This is a genomic window from Kribbella rubisoli (assembly GCF_004217145.1).
GTDB classification, from domain to species: Bacteria; Actinomycetota; Actinomycetes; order Propionibacteriales; family Kribbellaceae; genus Kribbella; species Kribbella rubisoli.
Genome location: NZ_SHKR01000013.1, coordinates 314,450 through 338,435, shown reverse-complemented (window position 1 = coordinate 338,435; position 23,986 = coordinate 314,450). Strand labels below are relative to the sequence as shown.

The following is a 23,986-nucleotide window of genomic DNA, read 5'->3' as shown; positions in this document are numbered from 1 at the left end:
CTGCCAATCTCGGCAGAACCTGGCGTTGCGGCGCGCGAGTGACTAGCCTTCCCAGCCATGACGACCGTCCGCGCCAGGGTGACGATCCTGGTCTCGTCCGCCGTACTCAGCCTCGCGACCGTCACCGGTCCCGCCGTGGCTGCTCCGATCCCTGACGGACCCGCAGCTGCCCCGGCAGCACCCAGTGTGCCGCAGCATGTCGACGCGCGCACCAAGAGCACGCAACCGGTCTACGACTACGCGAACGCGGTCCGTGAATCGGTGTACGTCGACACCACGATGGACACCGACTCCGACGGCAAGGACGACGTGATCGCGGTCGACATCGTCCGGCCCCGCGAGCCCGCTGCCGCCGGTGTGAAGATCCCGGTGATCATGGACGCCTCGCCGTACTACTCCTGCTGCGGACGCGGCAACGAGAACGAGAAGAAGACGTACGACAGCGACGGCGAGATCCAGAAGATGCCGCTGTTCTACGACAACTACTTCGTCCCGCGCGGGTACGCGATGGTCGGCGTCGACATCCTCGGCACCGGACGGTCGACCGGTTGCGGTGACGTCGGCGGCCGCGACGAGATCCAGTCCGTGGTCGACGTGATCGACTGGCTGAACGGGCGCAACACCGCACACGATGCCGACGGGCAAGCGGTGAAGGCGACCTGGACCACCGGCGCGGTCGGGATGATCGGCAAGTCGTACGACGGAACGCTCGCGAACGGCGTCGCAGCGACCGGCGTGAAGGGCCTGAAGACGATCGTGCCGATCTCGGCGATCTCCTCGTGGTACGACTACACCCGCTCCGGCGGCGTACCGTACTCGGACGACTACATGCCCTGGCTCGGCGGGTACGTCGGTCACGACAGCCCCGCGTGTGAAGACGTTCGCGGCGATCTCGGTGACAACGACGACGATGACACGGGCAACTACACCGCGTTCTGGTCCGAGCGCGACTACACGAAGAACGCGTCGAAGGTGAAGGCCTCGGTCTTCATGACCCACGGGCTCAGCGACTACAACGTGCAGACCAATCACTTCTCGCAGTGGTGGTCGGCGCTGTCGCGCAACAACGTGCCGCGCAAGCTGTGGCTCGGGCTCGAGGACCACGTCGACCCGTTCGAGTTCCGCCGGGACGAGTGGGTGGACGAGCTGCACAAGTGGTTCGACTACTGGCTGCAGGGCCTGCAGAACGGCGTGATGAAGGAGCCGGCCGTCTCGATCGAGACGACACCCGATGTCTGGCGCAACTACAAGACCTGGCCGGCCGTCAACCGTCCGACACAGGTCCCGTTGTCCGTCGGCAAACTAGGTGCTGCGGGCAAGGGTTCGCTGATGATCACCGACGATCCCGATCTCACCGAGGACGACATCGTCGCGGATCCGACCGAGGTGATCGCTGGCCGGCAGATGTTCCTGTCCGCCCCGCTGACCGCCCCGATGCGGATCAGCGGTACTCCTTCGGTCACGCTCCGGGTGAAGTCCGACTCCGCGACGACCCCGATCACCGCCCGCCTGATCGAGTACGGCGACGCGGAGCGGTACTCCGGGATCCGTACTACTGACGACAGCACCTGCGAGGGTTCGAGCACCGACTTCGACGACAGCTGCTACTTCACCGTCGACAAGCTCACCACCCAGAGCGACCACGGCATCGTCAGCCGCGGCTGGATCGACGCCGCCCACAGCAAGTCCCTCTCGAAGCCGACCCCGCTGACACCCGGCACGTGGACGACGGTCAACGTCCCGCTCCGCGCCCAGGACCAGATCATCCCCAAGGGCCGCGTCCTAGGCCTGGCCGTCACCCTCTCCGACACCGGGTGGACGACCCCCAACGACACCGGCGCCACCATCGACATCGACCTGGCCGGCAGCAAACTCAACGTCCCGGTCACCTCGGGCAAGATCACCGCCCCCACCAAGATCAACCCGATCGACGTCGACATCACCACCCCCACCCAACGCCCCAACCTCCACGACCCGAACAACTAGCCCCCGCCGCCACCCCCGCCTCGCCGCCTGACCGCTCCGCCGAGTCGTGGCGGTTGGCTGGTGACCCCGATGCCGAGTCGTGAAAATCGGCTGAGGATCCTGGCCGAATTTCACGACTCGGGGGGTTAGTTGCCTTCAGCTACGAAGTGCATCGGGTCGCCGAAGCCCAGGTCTTGGATGCCGGCGGTGTAGAAGGCGCCGATCAAGAGGGATCGGCGGTGGGCGGCGAAGGTCAGGACGTGGGCGACCATGCCGCCGTAGGTGAAGACCCGTGGTGGTTCACAGGTGGTGTCGACGAAGCTTTCGTCGAAGCGGCCGTCCTCGTTGAGCTGGTTGACCAGGGCCACGAAGCGCGAGCCGGCTTCGGCGTGGCGGGTGCGGAGTTCGGAGATCGGGGTGGTGACCTCGCGACCGCAGTCGGGGACCTGGAACGGGCGATCCTCGACGGACGCGAGCCACATCTCCTCCTGCCAGACCAGGCGGTCCAGCAGGTACCGGATCGAGATGTCGTCGTCGATACCTTCGACGGACAGCTCGATCGGTCGGTCCAGTGCGGCGGCGTCCAGGCGGGCGCCGCGTTCGATCATCTCGCCGGTCAACCAGACGTGATGTTCGACCATTCTGACCAGTACGTCCATCCCTCTCACCTTTCTACGGGCCGGCAGCCGTAGCCCGGCCGGCGGCTGAAAATGCACTCCACTCGGCGCCGTCAGAAAGAACACCCGCGACGCTTCCCGTCGCCACTCGCGTGGCGACATCCCGTACGACCTGGCGAACGCGCGAGTGAACGCCTCGTGCGACCCGTACCCGGCCTCGACAGCAACCTCGAGTACGGCGACCGGCTCGGTCAGCAGCCGGTACGCCGCCCGCTCCAGCAGCACGCGCCGCCGGAATGCGAACGGCGACTCGCCGGCCACCGCACCGATCACACGGTCGAAGTGGAACCGGGACAGATGAACGCGCTCCGCGAGCCCGGCCCCGTGCACCGACTCGCAGGGCCCGGCCATTCCGGCCGCCACCACCGCCACGAACTCCTCGAACACATCCGCCATGCCCACCACTGTGCCCCCTTCCACCCGCCGCCGACTTGATCGAAATTGCGGAACCCCAGACTGGTTACCGCAGTACTCCGCAATGTGTAGTACTGTTCTGCGCGGAACACCTGCTGGAGGAGACCTGATGGATACGAGCCAGCTACTCAAGGGCGTCCTGGACCTCGCGGTTCTCGCCGTACTGCGCGACGCCGACGGCTACGGGTACGACGTACTGCGCCGACTACGCGCGGCCGGGCTGGAGGACGTGGCGGACGCTTCCGTGTACGGGACGCTGCGCCGGCTGTTCGCGGCCGGTGCGCTGACGTCGTACGTGCAGCCGAGCGAGGAAGGGCCGCATCGCAAGTACTACGGGCTGAACAAGACCGGCCGCGACCTGCTGGCCCAGTCGACCAAGACCTGGAACCACTTCGCCGACACGATGTCGGTGCTGCTGCTGGAGAAGGAGGCCGCGTGAACAGCACCCTGACCGGAGCGGTCGCGCTCTACCTGGCCCAGGTGCGGGCTCAGCTCAACGATCTGCCGCCCGGCGAGCTGGAGGACGTACTGCAGGACGTCAGCGGTCACCTGACCGAGGTGGCGGCGGAGTTCGGCGCGGAGCCGACACTCGCGGACCTGCAGCAACGCCTCGGCACCCCGGCGCAGTACGCCGATGAGCTGCGGACCGCGGCCGGCTATCCCCCGCGGACCGCGCCGGTCAGCCAGGACGGTCTGGACGCCGGCTGGAAGGCGTTGCGCTGGGGGCTCATCTCCGCGATCGCCGGCCCGTTCTTCATTGCCGTCGGCATCTTCGCGTGGTCGCAGGACGAGACCGCGTTCTTCGGGCTGCTCGGGCTCGGGATCCTGTTCGTCGCGGCGTTCCTCGGCGTGCAGGCGTTGCGCGGCCACGACCCGCGAATCGTGCTGGACACCCCACGTGGTGCGCGCGGCGCGGCCGCGATCCGCGGGTGGATCGACCAGATCCCGCCGAACGTCCGGCACGAGCTCGTGACGATCGGTCAGCCGGTCTGGTGGGTGGTCCGCGGCGTGATCGGCGCGGGTGGATTCTTCGCGCTCTTCGGGGCCGCTTCCGTGACGGTGGTCGGGGCGGTCGCAGGTGCGGCGGTGTCGATCTGGATCGGGCGGAAGACGCAGCAGGACAGGCGCTGGCTGTGGTACGTCGTACCGCTCAATGTCGTCGCGGCGATCGTGGTGCCGTCGTTCCTGGCGGCGGCGTACGTCGGGGCGTCGTTCGGATTCCTCAACAACTACAACGATTATCGCGGTAGCTCCTCGCACTACAACCCGCCGTCGAACGGGCTGATGCTGGACGGGAACTCGGTCACGAACATCTACCCGTTCGATGCCCAGGGCAAGCAGGTTCCGGTCCGGCTGTACGACCAGGACGGGAACCCGATCAGCCTCGAGCAGCAGGACTGCGCGACGAACTACGGCACGCAGTCGCGCGACACGACCAGCAACCTGTTCCCGCAGGCCGTCGTCGTACCGGACGAGAACGGCGACACCGGCCCGGACAACTGCAAGGACACCACGAAGGCACCCTTCGTCCCACCGCCGGCACCCGCTACTCGCACGACCCCGCCGCCGACTGCAGGTCCGACGCCGACACCGACACAGACGCCGACGGCCCCGGTCAAGACGCCGTCCGTGAAGCCGAGCAAGCCCGCGGGCCCCACCCTGACAGTGCAGCCGACGCGCTAGCGCATCCCGGCAGCGGCGACTCGGCGGTAGGTGTAGCCGAGTCGCCGGTAGACCGCGATAGCTGCCGGGTTGTCGCCGTCCACCATCAACGCGACCCGTCGGTGCCGCTTGACCAGCTCGGCCGTCACGAACCCGCACACCTGCCGGGACAACCCCTTGCCCCGAGCAACAGGATGCGTCGCGACGCCGGCCAGGAACCCGACCTCCGGCGCACTCCACGCATCGGCCGCGATACTCAGCAGCTCACCACGCTCCCCGGTCAGAGCAGCCCACCGCCGTACGCCGGGATGCCCTGGCCACGCGTATGACTTGGGCGACGCCTCGGCGAGCAGCGCCTCGACTCCGGCGTCCCCGTCCAGCCAGGCGGCCGTCGTTGTCAGGTCGGGTACGTCGGACGTATCCATCCACCCGAACGACGCCGAGAACCTCAACCCCGGCACACGCTCCGCCAGCCCACGCACCAGCTCCTCATCCCCGAACGGCCGGTACGACGGGCCAACCTCACGCAGTACGTCACGCACCAGCGGCGCCGCATCCTCCACCGCCCCGATCACCGCGAGCCGATCATGCTTGGACACGTCAGGCGAGGCAACCGCCACCGCGTCCCCCTGGCGCCACGCCCGGACCACGCCTCGAGACCGGCGTCCAGGATCGGCTCCAGCAGCAAACCCCTGCGCCGCCCACTCGACGATCGAGTCACTCCCGCTCACCAGCGACAGCTCAGCCGGTGTCCTGATCTCCTGCACATACCAAACCGTATGTCATGCCCTTGACACGTAAGCGACCACCCAAACCCACCTCCGCCCGGCGGCCCGCGTGCCGAGCACCGCCGGGTTGGGGAGGATTACGTACCGATTCGGGTAGAAAATCCTCCCCAACCCAGACTGGGACCGGGGGGCGCGGCGCGGAGGCAGGTGCAGCGCGGGGTGCCGGGACGGGGCGGGCCGCCGGTGCAGCCCGGGACGCGAGTACGGCGCCGCAACGCGGGAGACAGGTCCGGCGCGGGACGCGGGTACGGCGCCGCGGCGCGGGAGGCGGGTCCGGCGCGGGACGCCGGGACGGAGCCGGGAGCCGGTGTAGCGCGGGACGCGAGTACGGCGCCGCAGCGCGGGAGGCGGGTCCTGCGGGTGTTCCGGGACGGGCGGGACGCCGGTGCGGGGCGGGGTGCGGGTACAACGTCGCGGCGCGGAGGTGGGTGCGGCGTGGGGTGTCGGGCGGGAGGGGTGCGGGCCGCCGGGGAGTGGCGCGGGACAGGTTGCGGGCGGATGCGGGGTCCGGGCGCTGGGCAGGCGTGCTGCACGGGGCCGCAGGGCGGGGCGTGGGGGTGGTTATGGGGCGTGGGGGTGGTTATAGGGTGGTCGTGCGTTGGATGGCGTAGGGGGCTAGGTGGCGGTAGCCGCGGACTGAGGCTCGGCGGAGGCGGTGGAGGGTGTAGGCGGGGTGGCCGTCTAAGGCGGCGGCTAGTTCGCGGTCGGCTAGGACGCGGCCGGGTTTGCATTCGGTGGTGAGGCGGGCGGCGAGGTTGACGACCTCGCCGTACACGTCGCCGAGGCGGATCAGGATCGTGCCGTACGCGAGGCCGATCCGCAGCTCGGGTAGCTCCTCGTCCGCGTTCACGGCGTCCTGCAGTGCGAGCGCGACCGCGGCGCCCTGGGCGGCGGTGTCGGCGACGAACAGCACCTCGTCGCCCATCGACTTGATCACCCGCCCGCCGTTCAGCGCGACGACGTCAGCGGCCGTACCCTCGAACCGCTCGATCAGTTCGCCGAGCTCAGCCTCGTTCAGACGGCGGGTCAACCGCGTGTAGCTGACGATGTCCGCGAACCCGACGGCTCGCACCCCACGCGCCAGCTCGTCGGACCCGGCCACCGCCCGACCGGCAGCGGCCGCCAGGTGCCGGCGCCAGACGTAGGTCTGCAACCGTTCCATTGCCGGGAGCAACAGTCCCGCGACCTCGATCGCCTCGTCCGCGGACAGCTTCGCGCCGCCGAGGAACTCCAGGAACATCGCGGACTGCCAGGACGCCAGCCGGGACTGCGTCTGCCCGAGCTTGCGCGCAAGCGAGGACTCCATCTCGGGCTCGATGAACTTGTCGTCCTCGAGCGCCGCGACCAGCCGCAACGCCTCTACGTCGTCGTCGGTGAAGGCCACTTCGTCGTCCGGGACGGTCGCGAAACCGAGCGCGTGCCACATCCGCTCGGCGCGCTCGATCGAGATCCCGGCCCGCTCCGACACCTGCACCCGGGTGAACCTCCGCTCCCCGCCCAGCAACGTCCGCTCGAACTCCTGCGCCAACGCCGCGAGATCCGGCGCCCCAGCCCCAGTCCCAGTCCCAGTCCCACCGCCAGCCCCAGCCCCACCGCCAGCCCCACCGCCAGCCCCAGCCCCGGCGGCAATGTCGGCCCCGGGGTCAGCCGCAGGATCAGCGGCCACCGCGGCGCTCGGCGATGGTGGCGTCGATGGCGTCGCGAAAGGCCGGCAGGCGTCGGGTCAGGTCGTCGAACTTCTCCCGGGTGAAGTGCAGCAACTGCAGCCGCGACTTCGCCGTGACGGTTGCCGTCCGCAACGTGTTCTTCCGGACCGCGACCTCGCCGGCGATATCGCCCGGGCCGAGCTCGGCGATCTCCTGGCCCTTCTCCCGGACCGCCGCCGTACCGCTGAGGATCAGGTACGCCGCGTCGGGCGGCGTCTGCTCCAGGATCAGCGACCAGCCGGCCGGCACCGAGACTTCCTCACCGGCCCGGAAGATGTCCCTGATGTCCCGTCCGGACAGTTCCGCGAACAGCGGGAGATCCCGCGGGGACGTCCTACCCAGTGCCACGTCGCTCCTCCTCGTCGGCCCCGTCCGGCGTTCCGCCGATGTTTCCAGTCAGTAACTCTAACGGGTTGTCGACGCCGTGGTCACTCGAAGCTCCGAAACACGCGCAAACCCCGGCACTTCTGCCTCGGAGTCATCGGTTGCCCACCGCACGTACCCGTCCGGCCGGACCAGAATCCGCGCCGCCGGAAGGTTCCCGCCCTCGAGCAGCACGTACCGCCCGCCTCGAAGACGTGAGGACACCGTCGTACCGTCCGCGAGCGTCAGATCCGGCATCCGCCGACCCACCAACGGATGCTCACCGCCCGCATATGCAAGCCCGATCCCCGAGATCATGCCCGCCAGCCGCCGATTCGCCTCCGGTACGCCGAGCAGATCGACGAATGTCTCGCGCAGACACGCGACGTCGTCGTCCGGCACCATCAGCACACCTTGGGCCCGGGTGTTCGCGAGTACGGCGCTCCCGGCGGGATGCCGTTCGTCGTGGTAGCTGTCCAGCAGGTCGTCGTCCGCATCGCCCCGCACAACCGCGCCGAGCTTCCACCCGAGGTTGAACGCGTCCTGCAGTCCGAGGTTCATCCCCTGACCACCGGTCGGCGAGTGAATGTGCGCCGCATCGCCTGCCACGAAGACCCGGCCGGCGCGATACCGATCGGCCTGCCGGGCAGCGTCGGTGAAGCGCGACGCGTACCGGAGCTCACGCAGTACGACGTCCTCGCCGTACCAGGCCTGCAACGCGGCAGCGACCTCATCGAACGTGACCGGCTGATCCTTCGGCACATTTTGTTGCCCCGGGCCCGTGAACAGCGCACGGTGTACGCCGTCCTCCAGCGGCACCATCGTCATCACTGCACCATCCCGCGGCACCAGCGCCGGCAGTCCCCAGCCCGGCTCGACACCGGAGATGACGACATCGGCGACGACCGCGCTGAACCGCCCGTCGCGTCCTGGGAACTCGATCCCAGCCAGCCTCCGCACCGCACTCCGCGCCCCGTCGCAGCCGACAGTCCACCCGGCGCGGATCGCCGAGCTGTCCGAGAACGACGCCACGATGCCGGCCGAGTCCTGCCGGAGGCCGGTCAGCTCGAGACCCCGCCGTACAACGATGCCCTGAGCAACCAAATGATCCTCCAACAGTTGCTCGACCCGCCGCTGCGGAATCCCAAGCTGGTAAGGGAATCTGGTGTCCAACGCGGTATAGTCAAGCGGAACCGGCAACCCAGCAAAGTGACCGGCGGGCAACCGCGGCGCGCCGTCGAGCAGCGAACCGAGCAGCCCGCGGGAGTGCAGGATCTCCACAGACCGCGGCTGCAGCGTCAACGCCTTCGACTGCCCGGACCGCTCAGCGGCCTTGTCCACGACGACGACATCCACACCCGCGAGAACGAGCTCCGACGCCAGCAACAGCCCAGTCGGTCCGGCACCGACGACCAGCACGTCGTTCACGCGAGCAGATCGTTCTTGCGCGAGTAGATCATCATGAAGCCGTACAGCAGCGCGAACAACACGATCCACTGGATCGTCGTCACACCCGGGACCGCGTCGAGCGGCAGCACATATGCGATCACAACGCGTACGACCGCATCGAAGACCAGACCGACACCCCAGACGATCGTGACCAGACGGATGCCGGACCGGAACCGCGGCTCACGGTCCCACCGACCCGCCCACACCGAGCCGCCACCCTTGCCACGCTTGGCTTCCGCGATGCCACGGCCGATCGACAGCAGCAGAGGTTTGCCGAGGGCAACGGTTCCGAGCATCCACAGCCCGCACAGCGCGGTGATCACGCCGTCCTTGGCGAGCAGCATCCGCGGGCTGTGCATCGCCAGCGACGCGATCGTGCCGACCGCGAGCGCGATGATCATGAAGACGGCCATCCAGTCGACCTTGCGGCCCCGGACGATCGAGTACGCCGTACGCACGACCGGGATCACCGATCCGGCCAGGGTCGCGCCGACCACGCCGACGCCGGACTGGCGCAGACCGTAGAAGATCAGCAGGGGCACGACCAGGTCGACCAGGACGGGCGCGAGCACCGCTCCCCAGCGCGCTTTGGGTTTGGCATCCAGCGTCATCGTCATCATTGCTCCACTCGGGTCGCTCGGTCGAAGGTCTCGATCAGTTCCCGCGCGCAGTCATCGGGGTCGGCGCCGCCGATCAGGCGGCCGGCCACGGCATCGATGGCGGCGCGCAGGACGACCGCCATCAGCAAGGAATCGAAGCGCCGGAACACGCCGGCCTGCTGACCGGCCTCAAACAGCGCGACCAAGCGGGCGACCGCACCGTCGGCCTCCTCGGACGGCACCTGCGCGCCGCCGAAGACGATCTGCTGCACAGCGCGGACATGATCCGGCCGGGCAGCGATGAACTCGACGTTCGACCGGATGTAGGCGGCAAGCTTCCCCGGCAGCTCGTCGGCGGCCTCGATCGCCGGCCGCATCGCCTCGCCCGCATCGGCGGTCACCCGGCGGAGGACCTCCGCCAGCAGCTCGTCCTTGGTGCTGAAGTGGTACGAGATCAGCCGCTTGCTGCTCAGCCCGGCAACCTCACAGATCGCGTCGTACGACGTCGCCGCATAGCCGCGCTCCGCGAGTACGGTGATCGTCGCGGCCACGATCTGGTCGCGGCGAGCCGCCGTACTCCGGGCGCGGTCGGTGCTCTGATTTATCCGCATGAGTAAAAGTTACCCAGATGGATAAACCTGCGTCAAGTGCGAGCCGAGACCAAGAGGATCGGCGGGCGTCGACGATGGATGGCGAGGTGAGGGTGGGCGGCCACCTGATCCAGGGTCGGGAGCGGCTCGTCGAGGGATTCCAGGCGGAAGCCGTGGCGGCGGAGGCTCAAAACAATCGAGCCGATCGTGCGGTGGTACTTCACCACCCCGTCGACGAACCAGCTCCGCTCCCGCCGCCCCTCGTCCGCATAGTCGTCGACGACACAGTCCGCGGTGACCACGGGCGCTGTCATCACCGGATGCTCCACCGAGAACACGAATGCCCCACCCGGCGCGAGCCAGCCCGCCACCCGCTCGACCAGCCCAACGAAGTCCTCGACGTAGTGCAACGCCATGCTGCTGACCACCAGGTCCGCGGAGCCGCACGGTAGATCGAAGCTGGCAACATCGGCGCGCAGATACCGAACATGAGGATGCGGAACCGCGGCCGCAAGCATCCGCTCGGAGGCGTCAACGGCCAACACCTCCGCAGCGCCCCGAGCAGCCAAGCGACCTGCAAGCCCACCCTCACCACACCCCAAATCCACCACCCGAGCTCCTTCGAGCGGCAGACCTTGGAGCGCGGCATCCATTGCCGGTATCTCCAACGCGTCGTTGATGCCCTGGCCGGTACGGCGCAGTTGCCGATAGCCCTCCAGGAACTGAGGGTTGTCGTAGAGGCTCACAGCCAGCGCTCCAGATCGTGGATGTCGATCATCGGCAACTCCCACCGCAGCGCGAACTGCTCGAGGTCGGCCGCGCCCGCCATCACCCCGTCGGCTCGCATCACCTCACAACACACGCCGACCGGCGCCAACCCCGCAGCAACGCACAACGCGACCGTCGCCTCGGTGTGCCCTTGACGCTCGTCGAGCAGCCCGGGCCGCGCGGCCAGCGGAAACACGTGCCCAGGTCGCAGGAAGTCCTCCGGTACGGCGTCCGCCGACGCCAGCCGGCGAATAGTCGCCGCCCGATCGGCCGCGGACACCCCGGTCCCTTCAGACGCGGCGAGATCGACCGGCACATGCATCGCCGTACCCTGCCGGTCGCCGTTGCCCGGGATCGGCCCGATCTCCAACCGCTCCAGTACGTCGGCCGCGCACGGGACCGTCGTGTGCCCACAAGCCTGTGTGAGCAGGAATCTCATCGCCTCCGGCCGGAACCGCTCACCCGCGAAGACCACGTCGCCTTCGCCCTCAGCCGTCGGATCCCACACCACAACCCCACCACCGGCCGCGATCTGCGCAACCACCTTCTGTACGCCGGCCTCGCCGCTGAGCTGCCCCGCCCACGGCAGCTGCGCCACCGCCCGCTGCAACTCCGGCCCATGCCCTTCACGTGCCATCCGCACGAGCAGATCGCTCTCGAGGTTGACCCGATCGCCCGCGACCAACGTACCGAGCTTCGTCTTCGTCAGCGTGTTCGGCACGAGTACGACGGAGAACCGGTCCTTGAGCACCTCGGCGACGGTGATGCTCACGCCGTCGATCGCAACCGACGTCTTCGCCACCAACCGCGCCAACAGTCGCTCCGGCGGCTTGATCCACACCCGGTGACCGGTCGGCTCAACGTCGACGCGGAGCACCTTGCCGACCCCCTCGACGTGCCCTTGGATCAGATGCCCGTCGATCCGGTCCCCGATCGCCACCGGTAGTTCGACATGCAGCGTCGTACCGCCGCAGACTCGATCGAACGTCGTACGCCGGCGGGTCTCGTCCGTCACAACGACCCTGATCTCCCCGGGCGGGCCTGACTCCGCGGCGAACCTGATCCCGTCGAGGCAGACCGCGCCACCCGGCGCCACCGCAACATCCGACCTGACCCGCAACAGGTCGCCGGAAACCTCGACGACCGTGCCTACATTCTCGATTCGTCCTGTGAACATGCTTCGCTCTCCGCCACTCGCACATGGCCAGGGACCGTCCGAGGTCCGAGCTGAAGCGGGGTATCACCGCGTGGCCCCGGTCGCACCGGGTCACTCCGCCTTCCGGCAGAGCCGACGGGCCTGGAATCACGTCCAACCGTCACACCGTGGAATCGCACCAATCGGCAGTAAACCACAGACGGGTCAGAGGACGTCCAGCAGATTGTTGCCCCAGGTGGTGCGGCTGACGAGGACCTGGCGACCGTTGTCCGAGGACCTGCCAGCCGATGACGAGCAAGCTAGCCCGTGCGGCGCCGGCGCCTTGGTCGGGTGGTGCGGCGCCGCACCGGGCGGCGCGGGCCTACCAGGCGGGGGCCGGCGAGCCGGTCCTCGAGGCGGCGGGCCTCACGGCGGATCGGCTGGGCGAGGTACTCGCCGAGGATGAGACCCGAGGCGAGCGCGACGCCGATGGCGACCGCGGTACCGAGGCTGACGATGCCGATCAGGTTGCCGAGGCCCATCAGCTCGTAGAGGCCCTTGTAGATCGTGAGCCCCGGCAGCAGCGGGATCGAGCCGGCGACGACCACGACCAGGGGCGGTACGCCGACGCGACGCCCGACGGAGTAGCTGCCCAGCCCGACGACACACGCTGCTGCGGCGGTGGCCCAGGCCGGCCCGAACGACGCGCGGATCATCAGCGTGAAGACCAGCGAGCCCAGCGCGCCCATCACGGCGACCGGCAGCAAAGCGCGGAGAGGTGCGTACGTCGCGTAGGCGAACGCGACCGCCATCACCGCACCGGAGAAGACCATGACCGGCAGGTTCCCGAGCTGGATCGTCTCGGCCTCGATGCCGACGTGCAGCCCGAACTTCAGTCCCAGCGCGAGCCCGAGCGAGACCCCCGCGATGATCCCGCCGGTGAGCAGCATCGCTTCGAGACTGCGGGCCGCCGCGGTCACGTAGTACCCGGTGATCGCGTCCTGGACGGCACCGGTGAGCGCGATCCCCGCCAGCAACATAATGATGCCCGCGGCAACGACCAGTGATGGCTTCACCGGCGCGTGGACGGCGTACAGGATCAGAGCAACCGCTGTTGCGACGAAGGCGCCGGCGACCTGCTGGTAGAACGCGGGCAGCCGCTGCCGATTGAACCAGCGGTTGCTGACGTCGATCACGATCGCAGTCAGCACCGCCACCAACGTGATCAGCCAGCCGCCGCCGAGCAGCAGCGTCGCGCCACCTGCCATCACGCCCCAGGCAAGTACGGCACTCCACCGCGGGTACGGCGGACCCGCCGACGTCAGGCGGGCCAGCTCGCGTGACGCATCCTCGCGGGTGACATCGCCGCCGGCGAACCGTCGTACCAGCTGATCGACGTCGGTCAGCCGGGAGAAGTCCTGCGAGCGGTAGCGGACCAGGCGGATGTGCGTCTCGGGCGCGACGTCGGGCGCAGCCTGGTACGAGACCGCCATCGAGGTGAACGTGATGTCGACCTCGCAGCCGCGCAGTCCGCCCGCCGCGGTGACGCCGAGGATCGTCGCGGTCGCGTCCGCCGTACCGGCGCCGCTGGACAGCAGCACCTCACCGACCCGCAAGGCCAGGTCGATGGTGGCGTAGACCTCCCGCTGCTCGTCAGGCTCCATCTAAGAGCCGGTGTGCCATCGCGAGGTCGGTGATCAGGATGTTGACCCAGCCGCCGAGCATCGCGGCCCGGATCGCGGAGTACTTGCGTTCGCCGCCGGCGACGCCGATCCGCCGCGGCACCGCCAGCAGCTCCTTCGCGGTCACCCCGATGACCCGCTGGTCGAACGTCGAACGCACAAGCTTTCCCTCTTCGTCGAAGAACCGGAAACACACGTCCCCGACGGCACCGAGCCGGCGCAGCTCGTCCTGGTCGGCCTCCGCGACCGCGTTCCCACTGCGCTGCAGCAGCGGCGAGGGCTCGAGGCTGCCGATCCCGACCAGGGCGTCGGTGAGTTGTCCCCACGTGCCCAGAACGTCGCGAACCGACACGTCGTTCATCATTGCCCGGCGTACGGCGGGTGTCCCGACCAGACCGGGCGCCGGCAGGTAGACCGGCATCCCACCGGTCAGCTCGGCGAATCGCGCGGTCAGCCGCGTGGCCTGCATCTGCACAGCCGCGTCGCCCAGACCGCCGACGATCTGGACCACCTTGTCCACCACCGGAACGCTCTTGCGCGGCATCCGGTCGACGGCGCTGATCAGCGTCTCGCTCCAGGACGAGATCCCGACCACGTGCCCGCCGGTCAGCGTCATGTCCAGGTACGCCGCCGCGCCGGAACCGAGCGCCGGCAGTACGTCGTCCCCCACGCCGAGGGTGTCGACGACGACCGCATCCCGCAGCCCGTACCGGCCTTGCAGCTCATCCTCAAGGTCGCTGTGCACGCCGCTCGGCATGGTCACCACGGTGTGCACGATGCCGACGTCGACCGCCTGCTTGAGCATCCGGGACACCCGCGCCTGCGACAGGTTGAGCTCGGCGGCGATCTGCGGCTGACGGATGCCCTTCTCGTGGTACATCCGCGCAACCTTCGCGAGCAGCCGCAGCTCGTCCAGCCCCGGCTGGCGTACTGCGCGGTTCGCGTTCACTCGACCCCCTCGAAACGTTCGGGAATACGGACTATAGGTCAGGCAGACAGAGGTAGACCCGAGGCGCTCCTCCGGGGTCGGGGATCGGGGCGTTCCGTGCATCGCGCTTGCCGGAGGCGACGATCGAGCCGTCGCGCGGGTCCACGATCGTGTACGCCAGCGGGACCGTGTCGTCGAACACCATCACCGGTCCGCCGTCCTCGCGGTAGACGATCAGCATCCCGTCCGCGCCGCTCAGCGCCCGGCCTGAGATGACCCGGGTCCAGTCCGGCGCCATGTCGGTGGTCGGCAGGCCCGCCAGGATCTTGCCGAGCATCCCGACGTACGTCGAACCCTCGAAGCCGACCGCCTCGCGCCAGCCCGCGCCCGGCGCCAGGAAGAACTCGGAATGCCCCGGCTCTTCGGGATGCAGCCGCCACTGCCACAGGCTGCCCGCGCCGTAGACGACACCCATCGTCCCGCCGGCGCACAGGTTGCTCCACGCTTCATGGCCTTGCCACCAGCCCTCGGCGACGCCTGTCCGGCCGGTGTGTTCGTACGTCGGTTCGCCGTTCGCGACTGCCTTGACCGGCTCGTTGCGCCACATGTCCGCGACTCGCTCGGCGACATGCTCGCCGGTGTGGCCGGTCTGGCACCACTGGAAGTCGAGCCAGTCAGCGTCCTGGTGGGCGTTCGCGCGGATGTGCGGGCGGTAGTGGATGCCGGTCGGCTGCCCGTAGCAGTCGACCTCGTGCACCTCGGCTCCACCCGCCGCGGTCTGCGGCTCGTCACCTGAGCCGTCGCCACCGACCAGGTAGATCGCCGGCCTAGCCCCGTATCGCGCGACCAGGTAGCGGCAGTAGGCCGCGTACTCCGATGGCGGTACGACGGTGCCGGCGACGTCGAGGCCCTTCCAGCCGAAGCCCTGGAAAACGGGCTGCAGCACGGGGACCAAGCCGTGCTCGACGAGGATGGCGAGCAGTTCGTCGAGGTACTGGAAGTAGTCGACGTTCAACTCGTTGAGGTGGCCGTCCGGTAGGTCCTCGAAGCCGACGTCGAAGCCTTCGTCCTGGGTGCGGTCGCGGGGACCGACCGCGTGCATGTCCGGTTGCACAGTCATCAGCAGCACCGCGTTGAAGCCTTTGGCCTGTCGGTCCGCCGCATACTCACGCACCTGCTCAGCCGTCGCCCGCCATGGCAGCGCCCATGCGGTGTCGGCAACCAGAACCGCAGGAGTCCCGTCAGCATGTACGAGACTGCGACCACCCGGCGACATCCGCCAGAACCCATGCCGGTAGAACGGGTTGAGCTCGTCCCCGCCCACAGGACGCACCTCGAACTCGCCGCCCCTCCAGCGCCAGCGGCCCGCCTCCGGCGGGGCGAAACGGACCTTCCGCACCGCAGGCTCGCCGCCGTCCCAGAACGTAGGCCGACGCAGTACGAGACCGCTCTCGTGCTCGAACTCGACCCAGTCGCCGGTGGCCGGTAGTTCGATCTCGCGCCAGACGGATGAGATGGACATGACACTCCCGGGATGCTCATTGCCGTTAAGCTGATGATGAAAGACACACGTGCTCTGGGGTCGGTGAAATTCCGAGCCGGCGGTGACAGTCCGCGACCCGTGACTTCGCAAGAAGGAGCGGTTGACCTGGTGGAACTCCGGGACCGACGGTGAAAGTCCGGATGGGAAGACGCACGTGGCAGCTTCACGTTTCCTGCGCGAAAACAGGGGCGTGAGGTTTGTCGTTGCCCCGGAGTGCTGTCCAGAGCACTGCCGAGAGGACAACGACCGTGAACACCATCACCAGCCTGGACACCATCGAACGCGCCGTCGCCGAGCTCGCCGCCGGACGGCCGGTCGTGGTCGTCGACGACGAGGACCGTGAGAACGAGGGCGACCTGACCTTCGCCGCGAGTCTCGCCACGCCCGAGCTGATGGCCCTGCTCGTCCGCCACACCAGCGGATACGTCTGCGCGCCCGCGGCGCCGGAGCTGCTGGACCGCCTCGAGCTCCCGCTGATGGTCCCGAACAATCAGGACAGCCTGCGGACGGCGTACACGGTCTCCGTGGACGCGGCGACCGGTGTCGGCACCGGCATCTCCGCGGCCGACCGAGCACGGACCGTCCGCGTGCTGGCCGACCCGGAGGCGCAGCCCGCGGACCTGATCCGGCCCGGTCACATCCTCCCGTTGCGCGCGGTCGACGGCGGAGTACGACAGCGCCCCGGTCACACCGAGGCGACAGTCGAGCTCGTCCGGCTGGCCGGCCTGCCGCCGGTCGGCGTGATCGGCGAGCTCATGAACGACGACGGCACGCTGATGACCGGCACCGACCTGCGCGCGTTCGCCGACGCTCATGACTTCGCGATGATCTCGATCGCCGACCTGGTCACTTACCTGTCATGACGAGCTTGCGGGCGGCGTCGGCGATGCCCTCGGGGGACAGGCCGTACCGGTCCAGCAGATAACCGGCCGACCCCGTGGGCGCGAACTCGGGGAACCCGAGGATCGACACCCGCGCCGGATGATGCTGTACGACGGTCTCCGCGACCGCGCCGCCGAGTCCGCCGGCGGTCACAGCCTCCTCGGCGGTCACGATGCCGGCCGTCTCCCGCGCGGCCGCGACCACGGCGTCGGTGTCCAGCGGCTTCACCGTCGGCATCGACAGCACCCGGGTCGAGATCCCTTCCTCGGCCAGCCGCTCAGCCGCCGCGAGTGCGCGCCACAGGACCGTGCCGTTGCTGATCACCGTGACATCGTTCCCGTCCCGAACCGTGATCGCCTTGCCGAGGCGGAACTCGTAGTCGTCGGAGTACACCTTCGGCACACTCATCCGGCTGACCCGGATGAACACCGGCCCCTCGGACGCCGCCGCCCAACGCAGCGCGGCCGCCGTCTCGATCGGGTCGGCCGGCACGATGATCCTGATCCCGTCGATCGCCCGCAACCACGCGATGTCCTCGACGGAGTGGTGCGTCGGGCCGAGTTCGCCGTACGCGACGCCTGGGCTCATGCCGCAGAGCTTCACGTTGGTGTTCGAGTACGCGACGTCGGCCTTGATCTGCTCGAGGGCGCGAGCGGTGAGGAAGCAGGACGCCGCCGAAACGAACGGGATCCGGCCGCCGTTGGCCAGCCCGGACGCGACGCCGACCATGTCCTGCTCGGCGATCCCGACGTTGATCAGCCGGTCCGGGAACGCCTTGCGGAAGCTGTTCAGCTTGCTGGATCCGACCGAGTCGTTGACCACGCCAACGATCCGGTGATCGGCTTCGGCGAGTTGGGCCAGCGTCTCGACGTACGCGTCCCGGCAGTCGTAGCGCGGCTGGTCGGCGATCGAGGGTCTGTCGGTGACGGTCATGAGAGCTCCTTCAGGGCCTGCGCGAACTCGGCGTCGTCGGGGACGCGGTGATGCCAGGCGACGTTGTTGCTCATGAACGAGATCGGGTGCCCCTTGTGCGTGTGGGCGATCACGAACGTCGGCTTGCCCGGCCGGAACGGTACGGCGGACAGCACGTCGAGCAACTCGCCGTGATCGTGACCGTTCACCTCGACGACCGCGAACCCGAACGCGGCCGCCTTCTCCGGCAACGGGTCGAGGTCGTTGGTCTCCTTGGTGGTCGCGCCCTGCTGCAGCCGGTTCCGGTCGACGATCACGGTGAGCCGGTCGAGCTGGTACTGCGAGGCCGCCATCATCGCCTCCCAGTTCGACCCCTCCTGCAACTCACCGTCCCCGACGAGCACATACGTACGGCGCATCGAGACGTCGAGCTTGGCCGAGAGGGCATGCCCGACGGCGATCGGCAGACCATGACCGAGCGGACCGGTGTTCGCCTCGACGCCGGCGACCTTCGTCCGGTTCGGGTGACCGTTCAGCGCGGACAACGGCTTGAGGAACGTCGCGAGCTCCTCGACCGGCAGGAACCCGAACGCCGCGAGCGTGGTGTAGAGCGCGCCGGCGACGTGGCCCTTGCTCAGGATGAAGCGGTCCCGCTCGGGATCGTCAACGGTCGCGGGCGAGATGTCGAGCACAGCGCCGTACAGCGTGGCCAGGATGTCGATCGCGGAGTAGTCACCGCCGATGTGCCCGGCTCCGGCGTAGTGGACCAGCTTGAGGTCCTGGATCCGGATCTGCTTGGCAGCCTCGGCGATGTGCGCGATCTGCTCGGTCCGGCTGCTGTGTGCAGGCAGCCGTCCGAGCACCGGCAGCGTGGCGTGCTCGACGGTGAGAGTCATGCGATCTCCGACATCGAACTCAGCAGCACCTTCTGCACCAGCTTCTGCGCGGCCAGCGCATCATGCGAGGCCTGCGCGGCGGCCAACGCCTCGTCGTCGAGTACGTCGAGGGCGTGGTGGATCGCCTTCAGGAACGTGATCGCCTGCTTCGCGGCCTGGACGCTGTCCTCGCGGAACGGGAACTGGTCCAGCTGCCAGACGCCCTCCCAGTTGTTCTTGCGTAGCGTGTGGAAGAACTCGAACGTCTCGACCAGGTGCACCGAGCCGACGACCATGTCGTCGTCCCAGCCCTTCATGTTGTCGTTGACGTCGATCGCGAACAGCCGGTTGTAGTCGATCGCCAGCTGCGCCGCGTCGGCCGGCGTCTCCTGGCCGTACAGCGAGTGGCCGAAGTCGAGCAGGATGCCCAGGTTGGGCAGACCGATCTTCTCGATCCCGAGCAGCGTCCGGGCGACGTTCGGGAAGATGATCTTCACCCGCGGTTCGCGCGGCTTGTACTCGATCACGAAGTTGATGTCGGAGTGCGCGGACACCAGCTCCCTCAGGCCGTCGAGGGCGAGGTTCCAGATGTCGTGGTAGTCGACCTGGAACGGGTAGTCCCAGCCGTCCTGGCCCGGCCACAGCTTCACGTACGAGCAGCCGAGGTCCTTCGCCAGCTCGGTTGCCTGGTGCAACAGTTCCATCGCCTGCTTGCGGACGCCCGGGTCCGGGTTCGTCAAGGAGCCCTTGACGAAGTCGCGGGTGTAGATCTCCGGCGTGATCGCGATCGCCTTGAGGTTGTTGCGTTGCAGCGCGGCCTTCACCTCGTCGAGCGTGCCGTCGTACCCGGCGAACGGCCAGTTCAGGTCGACCACGGACAGATCGCCGACCGCTCCGGCGCGATCAATCTGCTCGAGCAGGGTGACGGGATCGCCGTACCCGTCGGTGGCGTAACGGTCCTTGTAGGTGGCGAAGTGCCAGATACCCGCGCCGAAGACCGGCATGTCAGTCATATTTGTTCCTATCCTTTGAGGGAGCCGGCGGTCAGACCGCCGACGATCCAGCGCTGGAGCAGGGTGTAGGCGATGAGGATCGGGACCACGGCGATCAGGATGCCCGCCGCGAGTCCGGTGTTGTTGTTGGCGAACTGGCCCTGGAAGTTCAGCAGGCCGACCGGGATCGTCTTGTGCGCGTCGGAGTTCAGCAGGATCAGCGCGAACAGGAACTCGTTCCAGGTCGCGACCGCGTCCAGGATCGCGACCGTCACCAGCGCCGGCACCGACAGCGGCAGGATCATCGTGAAGAAGACCCTCCAGTCGCCGGCGCCGTCGACCTTCGCGGCCTCGATGATCTCGTCCGGGATCTGCCGGAAGAACGACTGCAGCACCAGCACCTCGAACGGGATACCGAAGGCCAGGTACGGCCCGATCAGCCCGAAGATGCTGTCGGTGGCGCCGAGCGAGCGCATCATGATGAAGACCGGGACGATCGTGATGTAGATCGGGATCGTCAGCCCGAGGAACACCGAGAACATCACCGTCCGGCGGAACCTCATCCGCAGCTTCGCCAGCGCGAACCCGAGCATCGCCGAGACCAGCACGCCGAGCGGCACCTTGATCGCCGCCAGGATCGCACTGTTCTTGTACGTCGTGGCGAAGTTGCCGATGTCCCAGGCGTCGGAGAAGTTCTTCCAGGTCAGCTGGTCGGGCCAGGACAACGGCCCGTTCCCGATGAAGTCCGCGAGCGGCCGGACGGCGGTGATCACCAGCAGCACGAGCGGTGAGATCCAGAACAGCGCGACGACGATGAGGACCAGCGTGATCACCAGACCCCGGCGGCCCTTCGGCGGCGTCGGCACCGGCTCGACCGCGGCCGTGTCCAGCGGCAGGTCCACGCGGGCGGGAGCGATCGAAGTCATGACGCCTCCTTCGTCTGCGAGCGGACGTAGGGGATGCCGACCGCGATCGCGACCAGCGTGATCACGACGGCGATCGCCGTACCGTAGCCGGCTTGGTAGTACTGGAAGACGTTGAAGTACATCCACGTTCCCATCACCTGCGTCGACGTACCAGGGCCGCCGTACGTCATCGCGTAGATCATGTCGAAGACCTTGAACGAATCGATCAGCGACAACGCCAGCACGATGTAGTGCGCGGGTCGCAGGCTCGGCATCGTCACGTGCCAGAACTGTTGCCACTTGGACGCACCGTCCACGGTCGCGGCCTCGTAGAGCTCGTTCGGGATCCCTTGCAGGGCGGCCAAGTAGAGCAGCATCGGGAACCCGGTGCGCAACCAGATCGCCGGCACCATCACGGCCCACAACGCGGTCGAGTCCTGTCCGAGCCACGGCTGCGCCAGCCCGTCCAGCCCGATCAGGCGCAGGAACGAGTTGATCGCGCCGTACTGCGGGTTGTACAGCCAGCCCCAGATGCTCGCGATCGACACCAGCGGCAGGACCGCGGGTGTGTAGAAGATCAGCCGCAGGATCGGCTTCCCGTGCACCTTGCCGTTCAGCGCGATCGCCAGCAGCAGGCCGATGATCGTCGGCACCGCGATCGTGACCACGGTCCAGATCAGGTTGTTCCGGACCGCGGTCACCACGACCGGGTCGTGCGGCAGCTTGAAGTAGTTGTCCAGGCCAACGAACTTGTACGTCGCGCTCAGGCCGTCCCAGTTGGTCAGGCTGAACCACAGCGACGACACCGCCGGGTAGACCAGGAACGCGACGTACACCAGCAGCGCGGGCAGGGCGAACAACCACGGGGACCATCGGCCGCCGCGTTTGGGCTGCTTGGCGACAGCGACTGTCGTTGCCATCGGCTAGCTCTTCGCCCAGGCGGAGACGATCTCCTGCATCTTCTTCGACGCCGCGTCAGGGGCGACCTTGCCCTGCAGCAGATCGCTCTGCACGCTGAAGTACTGGTCGGCCTGCTTCTTCGGGAACGCCTGGTCCTGGATCGTGTAGAACGGGTTGTTCCCGTACTTCTGCGACCACTGCGCCGCCAGCGGCAGCGTCTTCGGGTCGGGCTCGGCGCCCTTGACCGTCGAGGCGGTGATGTTCATCGCCTTCTGGGTGGCGGGCTGGACGATGAAGTCGATCAGCGCCGCGGCCTTGTCCGCGTTACCGGACTTGGCGTTGATCATGTAGCCCTCGACGAAGCCCGAGTGCCGCGCCGGCGACTTGTCGGTCGGCAGCTCGAAGTTGCCGAAGGCGGCCGAGCTCTTCTTCGCGGCCAGGATCGCCGCCGCCTCGGTCCACGGTCCGGTGATCGTGTACGCCGTCTTGCCCTGGACGTACCACGGCTCGACATCGGCCGGGTCGAGGGCGAGCGCACCCTGCGGCAGCCACTTCTTGTCCTGCCACTTCTTGAACAGCGTGAACGCCTCGACCACCTCGGGCCGGTCCCAGCTCTCGGCGCCGGTCAGCAGCTTGTCGTGCAGGTCCGGGCCGGCGGTGTGCTCGAGCAGGTACTCGAACAGGCGCATGATGTCCCAGCCATACTTCCCGCCCAGTCCGCAGGGTGTGACGCCGACAGCCACCAGTTTGTCGTTCACAGCCTCGAGCTCGGCGTACGTCGTGGGCGGCGCGCTCACGCCGGCCTTCGCGAACAGCGATTTGTTGTACCAGGCCCCTACCCCGAGGGCCAGGAACGGTACGCCGGACTTCACGCCGTCGAAGGTCATCCCGCCGATCGCCGCGGTGTTGATCTTCGAGTCCCAGCCGTACTTGTCGTAGTACTTGCTCAGGTCCAGCGCCTGCTTGGCCTTCGCGAACGGGCTGCCGATCTGACCGCCCCAGATCCGCCAGACGTCCGGGCCCTTGCCGCCGAGCAGCTCGGTCCGGAGCTTGTCCGGGTACACGGCCGCGCCGGAACCGGGCAGGCTGTCGACGGTGGTCGTCGTACCGTTCTGCTCGTCGAACTTCTTCACCTGGGCCTTGAGCAGGCCGATCGTCGAGTCGTCCTCGTAGGTGAACAGGCGCAGGTTGTTCGACGCCCCCTGCGTGGCTCCCCCGCCCGTCGACGCACCACCGCCGGTGCAGGCGGACAGACCGGCGCCGAGCGCGGCGGCGGACGTGAGGCCGAGGAAACCACGGCGGGTGTACGACGTGCTCATGAGCTGCTCCTTTGACGGGCAAAGCGGCGGATCTTGGCGAACATGTCCTCCAGCAGGAAGCGGACGTCAACCTGCTCGCAGACCTGGATGGGGTTGTCGGTGCCGGGCAGGTACCACCCGTCGACACCGAAGCGCGGCGCCGGACGGGTCCGGAAGTTGCCGCTGTGCGGGTAGAGCATCAGGGAGATCGCGGGCGAGTCGCCGAGGGAGCGGGACTCGATCGGCTCGCCGTGGTACGTCGCGTTCCACTCGACCAGCTGGTCGATCAGGTACCGGCCGAGCGGGCCGGCGTCGCCGATCTTCTCCTCGAGCTCCGCGTAGCTGACCGAGACCTTCGTGTAGACGTCGCTCGGGACCTGCCAGACGGTGATACCCGAGCCGAACACGACGTTCGCGGCGTGGATGTCGTTCGACAGGTTGAACTCCAGCCGGTGGTCGGCCGCATAGCCGTTGTAGCCGCGGCCGCCGATCCAGACCACGATCACGTCCCGATTCACCAGATCGGGCTCGAGCAGGATCGCCGACGCCATGTCGGTGATCGGGCCGAGGAACGCCACGAACAGCGGGTCACCCTTCGAGGCCAGCTTCGACTCCTCGATGATCAGCCGCGCGCCGGGCGAGTCGAGCGGGGTCTGCTCGTCCGGGATGCCGGTGGTGGCGCCGTTCGCTACCGGGACCTTGCCGGTCAGGTCGAGCAGGTCCAGCAGCAGGTCGATCTCCTCGCGGGACTCCTCCATGCTCCGGTCCGACCGGTGGGTGCCGAAGTGCGCGGGAATCAGGCCGCGCACGTCGAAGGTCGGCGACAGCAGCCCGTGCACGATCGCGAACTGGTCGTCGGCCTCGTTCTTGGCATCGGTGTTGATGATCACCCGGCGTCTACTCGGCTTCACTCGCGCGCTCCTCGGTCCTCGACCTTGTGAATAGATATTCAG

Annotated in this window: 23 protein-coding genes and 1 riboswitch; of the genes, 4 read left to right on the top strand and 19 right to left on the bottom strand. The window is 68.2% G+C overall.

Translation table 11 applies throughout. From position 1 onward, the window contains the following. The first annotated feature begins 57 nt into the window (after positions 1 to 57). Entirely contained in the window at positions 58 to 1,986 is a 1,929-nt protein-coding gene (locus EV645_RS21720) for a Xaa-Pro dipeptidyl-peptidase (protein WP_130445807.1), read from the top strand. A gap of 125 nt (positions 1,987 to 2,111) precedes the next feature. On the opposite strand, the gene EV645_RS21715 is transcribed toward EV645_RS21720, so the two are convergent. Continuing rightward, complete coding sequence (locus EV645_RS21715; protein ID WP_130445806.1) at positions 2,112 to 3,038, bottom strand: helix-turn-helix domain-containing protein; 927 nt, start codon at positions 3,036 to 3,038, stop codon at positions 2,112 to 2,114. Positions 3,039 to 3,165: 127 nt separating this feature from the next. Here EV645_RS21715 and EV645_RS21710 point away from each other — a divergent pair, with 127 nt between their 5' ends. Beyond that, entirely contained in the window at positions 3,166 to 3,495 is a 330-nt protein-coding gene (locus tag EV645_RS21710; RefSeq protein WP_130445805.1) for a PadR family transcriptional regulator, read from the top strand. Then, on the top strand, positions 3,492 to 4,739 hold the full coding sequence (locus EV645_RS21705) for an HAAS signaling domain-containing protein (protein WP_130445804.1): 1,248 nt from the start codon (positions 3,492 to 3,494) through the stop codon (positions 4,737 to 4,739). Before EV645_RS21710 ends, EV645_RS21705 begins: the two co-directional genes overlap by 4 nt. Here EV645_RS21705 and EV645_RS21700 read toward each other — a convergent pair. From EV645_RS21700 to EV645_RS21650, 11 genes are all read right to left on the bottom strand, one after another. Further along, entirely contained in the window at positions 4,736 to 5,485 is a 750-nt protein-coding gene (locus EV645_RS21700; protein ID WP_242000553.1) for a GNAT family N-acetyltransferase, read from the bottom strand. The two genes, EV645_RS21705 and EV645_RS21700, sit on opposite strands and share 4 nt — an antisense overlap. A 601-nt stretch (positions 5,486 to 6,086) precedes the next feature. Then, entirely contained in the window at positions 6,087 to 7,034 is a 948-nt protein-coding gene (locus EV645_RS21695) for an adenylate/guanylate cyclase domain-containing protein (RefSeq protein WP_242000552.1), read from the bottom strand. Between the two features lie 127 nt (positions 7,035 to 7,161). Further along, entirely contained in the window at positions 7,162 to 7,560 is a 399-nt protein-coding gene (locus EV645_RS21690) for a cyclic nucleotide-binding domain-containing protein (RefSeq protein ID WP_130445803.1), read from the bottom strand. Positions 7,561 to 7,617: 57 nt separating this feature from the next. After that, positions 7,618 to 9,003 carry an FAD-dependent monooxygenase gene (locus EV645_RS21685; protein ID WP_130445802.1) on the bottom strand — a complete coding sequence of 462 codons (1,386 nt, stop codon included), beginning with the start codon at positions 9,001 to 9,003 and terminating at the stop codon, positions 7,618 to 7,620. Beyond that, positions 9,000 to 9,641 (bottom strand): VC0807 family protein, encoded by a 642-nt coding sequence (locus tag EV645_RS21680; protein ID WP_157997126.1) that lies wholly within the window; start codon positions 9,639 to 9,641, stop codon positions 9,000 to 9,002. Before EV645_RS21680 ends, EV645_RS21685 begins: the two co-directional genes overlap by 4 nt. After that, the gene (locus EV645_RS21675; RefSeq protein WP_130445800.1) at positions 9,641 to 10,234 is read right to left on the bottom strand and encodes a TetR/AcrR family transcriptional regulator; all 594 of its coding nucleotides are present in this window, start codon (positions 10,232 to 10,234) and stop codon (positions 9,641 to 9,643) included. The genes EV645_RS21680 and EV645_RS21675 overlap by 1 nt, the downstream gene beginning before the upstream one ends. 32 nt (positions 10,235 to 10,266) lie before the next feature. Next, positions 10,267 to 10,959, bottom strand: coding sequence for a class I SAM-dependent methyltransferase (locus EV645_RS21670; protein ID WP_130445799.1), 693 nt, complete (start codon positions 10,957 to 10,959; stop codon positions 10,267 to 10,269). Then, the gene (locus EV645_RS21665; protein WP_130445798.1) at positions 10,956 to 12,158 is read right to left on the bottom strand and encodes a 3,4-dihydroxy-2-butanone-4-phosphate synthase; all 1,203 of its coding nucleotides are present in this window, start codon (positions 12,156 to 12,158) and stop codon (positions 10,956 to 10,958) included. The genes EV645_RS21670 and EV645_RS21665 overlap by 4 nt, the downstream gene beginning before the upstream one ends. A 278-nt stretch (positions 12,159 to 12,436) precedes the next feature. Beyond that, complete coding sequence (locus EV645_RS21660; protein ID WP_130445797.1) at positions 12,437 to 13,780, bottom strand: threonine/serine exporter family protein; 1,344 nt, start codon at positions 13,778 to 13,780, stop codon at positions 12,437 to 12,439. Next, positions 13,770 to 14,747 carry a sugar-binding transcriptional regulator gene (locus tag EV645_RS21655; protein ID WP_198681769.1) on the bottom strand — a complete coding sequence of 326 codons (978 nt, stop codon included), beginning with the start codon at positions 14,745 to 14,747 and terminating at the stop codon, positions 13,770 to 13,772. Before EV645_RS21655 ends, EV645_RS21660 begins: the two co-directional genes overlap by 11 nt. 31 nt (positions 14,748 to 14,778) lie before the next feature. Continuing rightward, a complete protein-coding gene (locus tag EV645_RS21650; RefSeq protein ID WP_130445795.1) occupies positions 14,779 to 16,248 on the bottom strand; it encodes an apiosidase-like domain-containing protein in 1,470 nt (489 codons plus the stop codon). A 45-nt stretch (positions 16,249 to 16,293) separates the two neighbouring features. Continuing rightward, a riboswitch (FMN riboswitch) is annotated at positions 16,294 to 16,427 on the top strand. A 90-nt stretch (positions 16,428 to 16,517) separates the two neighbouring features. Between EV645_RS21650 and ribB the strand changes: the two genes are divergently transcribed. Continuing rightward, positions 16,518 to 17,132 carry a 3,4-dihydroxy-2-butanone-4-phosphate synthase gene (ribB, locus tag EV645_RS21645; RefSeq protein ID WP_338419149.1) on the top strand — a complete coding sequence of 205 codons (615 nt, stop codon included), beginning with the start codon at positions 16,518 to 16,520 and terminating at the stop codon, positions 17,130 to 17,132. Here ribB and EV645_RS21640 read toward each other — a convergent pair. Genes EV645_RS21640 through EV645_RS21610 form a run of 7 tightly spaced genes read right to left on the bottom strand, consistent with a single transcriptional unit; the run spans position 17,116 to position 23,944 of the window. After that, entirely contained in the window at positions 17,116 to 18,084 is a 969-nt protein-coding gene (locus EV645_RS21640; RefSeq protein ID WP_130445794.1) for a transketolase family protein, read from the bottom strand. The genes ribB and EV645_RS21640 overlap by 17 nt on opposite strands. Continuing rightward, on the bottom strand, positions 18,081 to 18,959 hold the full coding sequence (locus EV645_RS21635) for a transketolase (RefSeq protein WP_130445793.1): 879 nt from the start codon (positions 18,957 to 18,959) through the stop codon (positions 18,081 to 18,083). The genes EV645_RS21640 and EV645_RS21635 overlap by 4 nt, the downstream gene beginning before the upstream one ends. Next, positions 18,956 to 19,951 (bottom strand): sugar phosphate isomerase/epimerase family protein, encoded by a 996-nt coding sequence (locus tag EV645_RS21630; protein WP_130445792.1) that lies wholly within the window; start codon positions 19,949 to 19,951, stop codon positions 18,956 to 18,958. The genes EV645_RS21635 and EV645_RS21630 overlap by 4 nt, the downstream gene beginning before the upstream one ends. Before the next feature lie 8 nt (positions 19,952 to 19,959). Beyond that, on the bottom strand, positions 19,960 to 20,856 hold the full coding sequence (locus EV645_RS21625) for a carbohydrate ABC transporter permease (protein ID WP_130445791.1): 897 nt from the start codon (positions 20,854 to 20,856) through the stop codon (positions 19,960 to 19,962). Next, complete coding sequence (locus EV645_RS21620) at positions 20,853 to 21,755, bottom strand: carbohydrate ABC transporter permease (protein ID WP_130445790.1); 903 nt, start codon at positions 21,753 to 21,755, stop codon at positions 20,853 to 20,855. The genes EV645_RS21625 and EV645_RS21620 overlap by 4 nt, the downstream gene beginning before the upstream one ends. A 3-nt stretch (positions 21,756 to 21,758) precedes the next feature. Further along, on the bottom strand, positions 21,759 to 23,054 hold the full coding sequence (locus tag EV645_RS21615; protein ID WP_130445789.1) for an ABC transporter substrate-binding protein: 1,296 nt from the start codon (positions 23,052 to 23,054) through the stop codon (positions 21,759 to 21,761). After that, entirely contained in the window at positions 23,051 to 23,944 is an 894-nt protein-coding gene (locus EV645_RS21610) for a nucleoside hydrolase (protein ID WP_242000551.1), read from the bottom strand. The genes EV645_RS21615 and EV645_RS21610 overlap by 4 nt, the downstream gene beginning before the upstream one ends. Positions 23,945 to 23,986 lie beyond the last annotated feature (42 nt).

Excerpts from the sequence above, each read along its gene's own strand:
- EV645_RS21720 (WP_130445807.1), top strand. The coding sequence starts at position 58 with ATGACGACCGTCCGCGCCAGGGTGACGATCCTGGTCTCGTCCGCCGTA.
- EV645_RS21715 (WP_130445806.1), bottom strand. The coding sequence starts at position 3,038 with ATGGCGGATGTGTTCGAGGAGTTCGTGGCGGTGGTGGCGGCCGGAATG.
- EV645_RS21710 (WP_130445805.1), top strand. The coding sequence starts at position 3,166 with ATGGATACGAGCCAGCTACTCAAGGGCGTCCTGGACCTCGCGGTTCTC.
- EV645_RS21680 (WP_157997126.1), bottom strand. The coding sequence starts at position 9,641 with ATGACGATGACGCTGGATGCCAAACCCAAAGCGCGCTGGGGAGCGGTG.
- EV645_RS21675 (WP_130445800.1), bottom strand. The coding sequence starts at position 10,234 with ATGCGGATAAATCAGAGCACCGACCGCGCCCGGAGTACGGCGGCTCGC.
- EV645_RS21665 (WP_130445798.1), bottom strand. The coding sequence starts at position 12,158 with ATGTTCACAGGACGAATCGAGAATGTAGGCACGGTCGTCGAGGTTTCC.
- EV645_RS21660 (WP_130445797.1), bottom strand. The coding sequence starts at position 13,780 with ATGGAGCCTGACGAGCAGCGGGAGGTCTACGCCACCATCGACCTGGCC.
- EV645_RS21650 (WP_130445795.1), bottom strand. The coding sequence starts at position 16,248 with ATGTCCATCTCATCCGTCTGGCGCGAGATCGAACTACCGGCCACCGGC.
- EV645_RS21640 (WP_130445794.1), bottom strand. The coding sequence starts at position 18,084 with ATGACCGTCACCGACAGACCCTCGATCGCCGACCAGCCGCGCTACGAC.
- EV645_RS21635 (WP_130445793.1), bottom strand. The coding sequence starts at position 18,959 with ATGACTCTCACCGTCGAGCACGCCACGCTGCCGGTGCTCGGACGGCTG.
- EV645_RS21630 (WP_130445792.1), bottom strand. The coding sequence starts at position 19,951 with ATGACTGACATGCCGGTCTTCGGCGCGGGTATCTGGCACTTCGCCACC.
- EV645_RS21625 (WP_130445791.1), bottom strand. The coding sequence starts at position 20,856 with ATGACTTCGATCGCTCCCGCCCGCGTGGACCTGCCGCTGGACACGGCC.
- EV645_RS21620 (WP_130445790.1), bottom strand. The coding sequence starts at position 21,755 with ATGGCAACGACAGTCGCTGTCGCCAAGCAGCCCAAACGCGGCGGCCGA.
- EV645_RS21615 (WP_130445789.1), bottom strand. The coding sequence starts at position 23,054 with ATGAGCACGTCGTACACCCGCCGTGGTTTCCTCGGCCTCACGTCCGCC.